The sequence below is a fragment of the Romboutsia sp. 13368 genome (assembly GCF_018336475.1).
Lineage (GTDB): Bacteria > Bacillota > Clostridia > Peptostreptococcales > Peptostreptococcaceae > Romboutsia.
In genome coordinates this window covers 2,347,781-2,353,170 of record NZ_CP048741.1, presented here as the reverse complement: position 1 = coordinate 2,353,170, position 5,390 = coordinate 2,347,781, and the positions used below count along the sequence as shown (strand labels likewise).

The 5,390-nt window shown below is 27.4% G+C and carries 6 protein-coding genes and 1 riboswitch; of the genes, 5 read left to right on the top strand and 1 reads right to left on the bottom strand.

The annotated features are described in order from the left end of the window. The first annotated feature begins 68 nt into the window (after window positions 1-68). Window positions 69-187, top strand: a riboswitch (FMN riboswitch). Window positions 188-319: 132 nt separating this feature from the next. The 5 genes from G3997_RS09865 (at window position 320) to tsaD (ending at window position 4,178) form a co-directional block, all read left to right on the top strand. Next, on the top strand, window positions 320-937 hold the full coding sequence (locus tag G3997_RS09865) for an ECF transporter S component (RefSeq protein ID WP_296645597.1): 618 nt from the start codon (window positions 320-322) through the stop codon (window positions 935-937). Window positions 938-1,545: 608 nt separating this feature from the next. Continuing rightward, window positions 1,546-1,998, top strand: a complete 453-nt coding sequence (gene tsaE, locus G3997_RS09860) for a tRNA (adenosine(37)-N6)-threonylcarbamoyltransferase complex ATPase subunit type 1 TsaE (protein WP_296645596.1) — start codon at window positions 1,546-1,548, stop codon at window positions 1,996-1,998. After that, window positions 1,998-2,714 (top strand): tRNA (adenosine(37)-N6)-threonylcarbamoyltransferase complex dimerization subunit type 1 TsaB, encoded by a 717-nt coding sequence (tsaB, locus tag G3997_RS09855; RefSeq protein ID WP_296645595.1) that lies wholly within the window; start codon window positions 1,998-2,000, stop codon window positions 2,712-2,714. The genes tsaE and tsaB overlap by 1 nt, the downstream gene beginning before the upstream one ends. Beyond that, window positions 2,704-3,159, top strand: a complete 456-nt coding sequence (rimI, locus tag G3997_RS09850; RefSeq protein WP_296645594.1) for a ribosomal protein S18-alanine N-acetyltransferase — start codon at window positions 2,704-2,706, stop codon at window positions 3,157-3,159. Before tsaB ends, rimI begins: the two co-directional genes overlap by 11 nt. Window positions 3,160-3,161: 2 nt before the next feature. Continuing rightward, window positions 3,162-4,178, top strand: coding sequence for a tRNA (adenosine(37)-N6)-threonylcarbamoyltransferase complex transferase subunit TsaD (tsaD, locus tag G3997_RS09845; RefSeq protein WP_296645593.1), 1,017 nt, complete (start codon window positions 3,162-3,164; stop codon window positions 4,176-4,178). A 90-nt stretch (window positions 4,179-4,268) separates the two neighbouring features. Here tsaD and G3997_RS09840 read toward each other — a convergent pair. Continuing rightward, the coding region (locus G3997_RS09840) for an MATE family efflux transporter (protein ID WP_296645592.1) at window positions 4,269-5,390 on the bottom strand (1,122 nt) is incomplete at its 5' end.

The following is a 5,390-nucleotide window of genomic DNA, read 5'->3' as shown; positions in this document are numbered from 1 at the left end:
TTAAAATATATTGAAAATTATGTAATTATTTATTAATATAGAATCATAAGGAAAAAATTAAAGATTCGAAAAATCTTCGGGGCAGGGTGAAATTCCCTACCGGCGGTATAGCCCGCGAGCTACTAATGTAGCATGATTTGGTGAAATTCCAAAGCCGACAGTAAAGTCTGGATGAGAGAAGAAAGTTAATTTTTTGAATAAATATTTATATACATTTTTATGTATATTATACAACTTGTACTCAAAAAATAAGCTCGAAGATAGATCTCTTCGGGCTTTTATTTTTCCCTAATAAATTAAAATTAGGAGGAGTATAAAAATGCAACAAGCTATGAAAAAAACTAAATTCTTAACAACATCAACACTAGTAAAGATATCTATATTATCAGCAATAGGATATATACTTATGTTTATATCAGTACCATTACCAATGCTATTTCCTGAGTTTTTAAAAATAGATATATCGGATTTAACAGCGTTATTAGGTGGAATATCACTAGGTCCTATGGTAGGAGTTAGTATAGCATTTCTTAAAAATTTACTTCAATTTATAACTGGAATGTCAACTACAGGAGGAGTAGGAGAAATTGCTAACTTCTTAATAGGAGGTTCATTTGTTTTTATAGTTTCATATATATATTCTAAAAAAAGAAATATATCAGGAGTTATTATAGGGCTTATAAGTGGAATCATAGTCATGACAATTGTAGGATGTATAGCAAACTATTTTATAATATTACCTTTCTATTCAACTATAGGATTTTCAATAGATGCAGTAGTATCTATGGGTTCTAAGATAAACCCAGCTATACATGATAAATTAACTTTTGTAATATGGATTATAGCACCATTTAATATATTAAAATCAGGAATAATGTCTTTATTAACATTACCAATGTATAAGAAAACAGAAAAGATTTTAAATAGAATTAGATAATAAAAAATAAAAATATAGACTATCAATTTTAAATTAATTGACATTGTCTTATATCATATTCTAACTATATCTATTTATTATTAAAGTAATTAGAAAATATAAAAAGCACTTACTTTCCGTTAGTAAGTGCTTTAGGGGGAATAAGGAATATTTTAATTTGGGGGAGTAAATATCCCTTGTATCTTAATTATGACCAGATATATATAATGATATACCTAAATTTAAAATATTTTTATAAAAAATTATAGTTAAGTTAGATTGAAACTTAACTATAAGATGAACATAAATTAGAAATACTTTATAATAATAAAATGTTATACTATAATAATATCTAGCTGATAATTATATTAAATAAGACTCGTAACTTANNAATATTTTAATTTGGGGGAGTAAATATCCCTTGTATCTTAATTATGACCAGATATATATAATGATATACCTAAATTTAAAATATTTTTATAAAAAATTATAGTTAAGTTAGATTGAAACTTAACAATAATATGAACATAAATTAGAAATACTTTATAATAATAAAATGTTATACTATAATAATATCTAGTTGATAATTATATTAAATAAGACTCGTAACTTAATGGAGATGAAAAACAATGGTTAAAATATATTTAGAAGATGAGAAAAAAACTCAAGAAATTGGATATAAATTAGGAAAGTTACTTACACCAGGTAGTGTAATATGTTTGATAGGAGACTTAGGTGCAGGAAAAACTACAATGACTCAAAGTCTTGCGAAGTCTTTAGAGGTAGATGATTATATAACAAGCCCTACTTTTACTATAGTTAATGAATACGAAGGAAAAATGCCTTTATATCATTTTGATGTATATAGAATAGGTAGTAGTGATGAAATGTATGATATAGGATATGAAGATTATATAAATGGAGAAGGAGTATGTATTATAGAATGGGCAAACTTAATAGAAGATATACTTCCTGATGAATATTTATATATAGAATTAAGATATAAAGATATGTCTAGAGAAATGATATTAAATCCAATAGGAAAGAAATACGAAAAAATAGTTGAGGAGCTGACAAAATAATGAAGGTTTTAGGGATAGATACATCTTCACTAGCTACAAGTATAGCTGTCATAGAAGATAATAAATTAATATGTGAATATACTGTAAATACTAAAAAAACACATTCTCAAAAGCTTATGCCTATGATAGAGAATATGTTAAATATGAGTGATATAAATATAAATGAAATGGATATGATAGCTGTATGTGAGGGTCCAGGGTCGTTTACTGGATTAAGAATTTCAATGGCAACTGCAAAAGCTATAGCACATGCAAATAAATTACCTGTAGTAGGTGTTAACTCAGTAGAATTATTAGCTGGTAATATGAATTTATGTGATAAGAAAATATGCTCTATATTAGACGCACAAAGAACTCAAGTTTATATGGGACAATATAAATTTGAAAATAATCAACTAGTTGAATTAAAAGGTGTAGATGTAGTTGAAATAGATGAACTTATAGAAGAATTAAAAAATACTAATGAAGAATGGATTATAGTTGGTGAAGCTGTATATAAATATGAAGATAAACTTAAAGATGTAAGTAATATAAACATACCAGCTCCTTCTCATAATGTAAGTAAGGCTAGTAGTTTATGTTCAATTGCAATTAATAAATATAAAAATAATATAGATGTTTATGATTGCTACAGTATAAATCCATTATATATAAGAAAATCTCAAGCCGAAGTTCAATATGATGAAAAAATGAAGAGGTTAAATGATGGAAAATAACATAGTAATAGAACAAATGACGTCTAAGGATATAGATGGGGTATATGAAGTAGAAAAGAACTGCTTTGAACATCACTGGTCTAAGGATTCATTCAAGAAAGAATTAAATAATGATGTTGCAAGATATCTAGTAGCTAAGATAGATGATAAAGTTGTTGGATACGTTGGAATATGGTTCGTGATGGATGAAGGTCATATAACGAATGTAGCAGTTCATAGTGACTATAGAGGAAAAAAAATCGGAGATAAATTAGTACAAGCTTTAGTAGAGCTTTGCAAAAACAATAATATAATATCAATGACTTTAGAAGTTAGAGTTTCTAATACAGTAGCACAAAATCTTTATAAGAAATATGGATTTAAGTTAGCTGGAATTAGAAAAGAATATTATAGTGACAACAAAGAAGATGCCATGATAATGTGGAACGATATAAAGGTGGTGTAAGTATGAAAGACATAATAACATTAGCTGTAGAAAGTAGTTGTGATGAAACATCTGTTGCAGTTTTAAAAAATGGTAGAGAAGTTTTATCGAATATAATAAATACCCAAGTTGATTTACATAAGAAATTTGGAGGTGTAGTACCAGAGGTTGCATCAAGAAAACATATTGAAAATATAGATATAGTATTACAAGAGGCATTAGAAAAAGCTAATATAACACTAAATGATATAGATCATATAGCAGTAACTTATGGACCAGGTCTTGTTGGTGCATTATTAGTTGGATTATCTCATGCTAAGGCACTTGCATTTACTTTAAATAAACCATTAGTTGGAGTTAATCATATAGAGGGTCATGTAAGTGCAAACTATATAGAGCATAAGGATTTAAAGCCACCATTTATAACATTAATAGTATCTGGAGGGCACACTCACTTAGTAGAGGTAAAAGATTACGGAGAGTATGAAATATTAGGTAGAACTAGAGATGATGCATCTGGAGAAGCATTTGATAAAATAGCTAGAGCTATGGGGTTAGGATACCCTGGTGGTCCAATAGTAGATAGATTAGCTAAAGAAGGAAATAAAAAAGCAATAGATTTTCCTAGAGCATACTTAGATGAAGGATATGACTTTAGTTTTAGTGGACTAAAATCAGCAGTTTTAAATTATTTAAATGCTAAGAAAATGAAAAATGAAGAAATAGTTGTTGAAGATGTTTGTGCATCTTTCCAAGAAGCAGTTGTTGAAGTATTATCTCAAAAAGCTATAAAGGCAGCTAAAGAAAAAGGATATAATACTATAACTCTTGCAGGAGGAGTTGCATGTAACTCAGCACTTAGAGATAAACTTAGTGAATTAGGAAAACAAAATAATATAAATATAAAATATCCATCTCCAGTTTTATGTACAGATAATGCAGCTATGATAGGTTGTGCAGGATATTATAGTTATATAAATGGAAGAAGAGATGATATGAGTTTAAATGCTGTTCCAAACTTAAGGATAGGTCAGAAATAAAATTTATAAATAATAAAATAAAAAATAGCAACTGTATTAGATATAATTAAATTTAAATACATATTTTAAATTTAATTGTATATTTTTATTTTAATTTATTTCTTTAACTAAGTTAGTAGCCCACTTTTTAGATAAGGCTCTAGGTACACCAAATATAAATTTAACTATTTCTTCAGAGTAACTAAGAAGTACTAAAATGTATATAGGAGCACCTTTAATTGCAGCAAAGAATGTAAGAGGAAGAGATGCTAACCACATACATCCTAACTCTAAAAATAAAGAGTATTTTGTATCTCCGCCACTTCTTAAAATTCCTATAACTATAAGTGTATTAAATGCTCTTAAAGCAAGCATTCCACCCATTATAAAAAATATTTTTCTCATATCAGATGATAAATATTCAGGCACACTAAACATTTTTAGTAATAGTGGAATATTTAATATTAATAAAATTCCAAAAACTAAACCGACAATAGTTACCAATGCAGAGAATTTTTTAGCATAACTTATTGATGTATCTAAGTTATCTGCACCAAGTTCATTACCAAGCATAATAGAGGCACCAATGGCAATACATACAGATGTTATTATAAAAAAGTTACCTGTACTAGTAGCTATTTGACTAGCTGCTATGGCTGAGGTACCAGCTTTTGAATATGCAACTGAATATAAAACTGTTCCAATTGCCCAAGTAGTATCGTTAATAAAAACAGGTAAACTTTTAGATATAAAGCTTTTAACAAAAGGTATATCTATATTTTTTAAATCTTTTAAAGTAAACTTTAAAACATAATCTTTTTTTATAACGTATACATATTCGACTAYTATAATAAATTCTGTTATTCTAGCTATTACAGTTCCTATTGCTGCACCTTGAACACCTAATGGACTTGCTCCTAAGTTTCCAAAGATAAATATCCAGTTGAAAAATATATTTACAACTAATGATATACTATATACTACCATAGATATTTTAACTGTTTGTACAGATCTAAGAACTGTTATTGTACAGTTTGTTATAGCGTAAAATACATAACCTATTGATACTATTCTTAAGTATTTTACACCTACTTCAATAACTCGTGCATCTGTTGTAAATATACCTATAAACTGCTTTGGCATAAATAGTGCTATGGCAACAAAAATCACTGTTATAGCTAAACATATTCTATACATTATTGAAATTATTTTGTGTATGGACTTTATATCTTT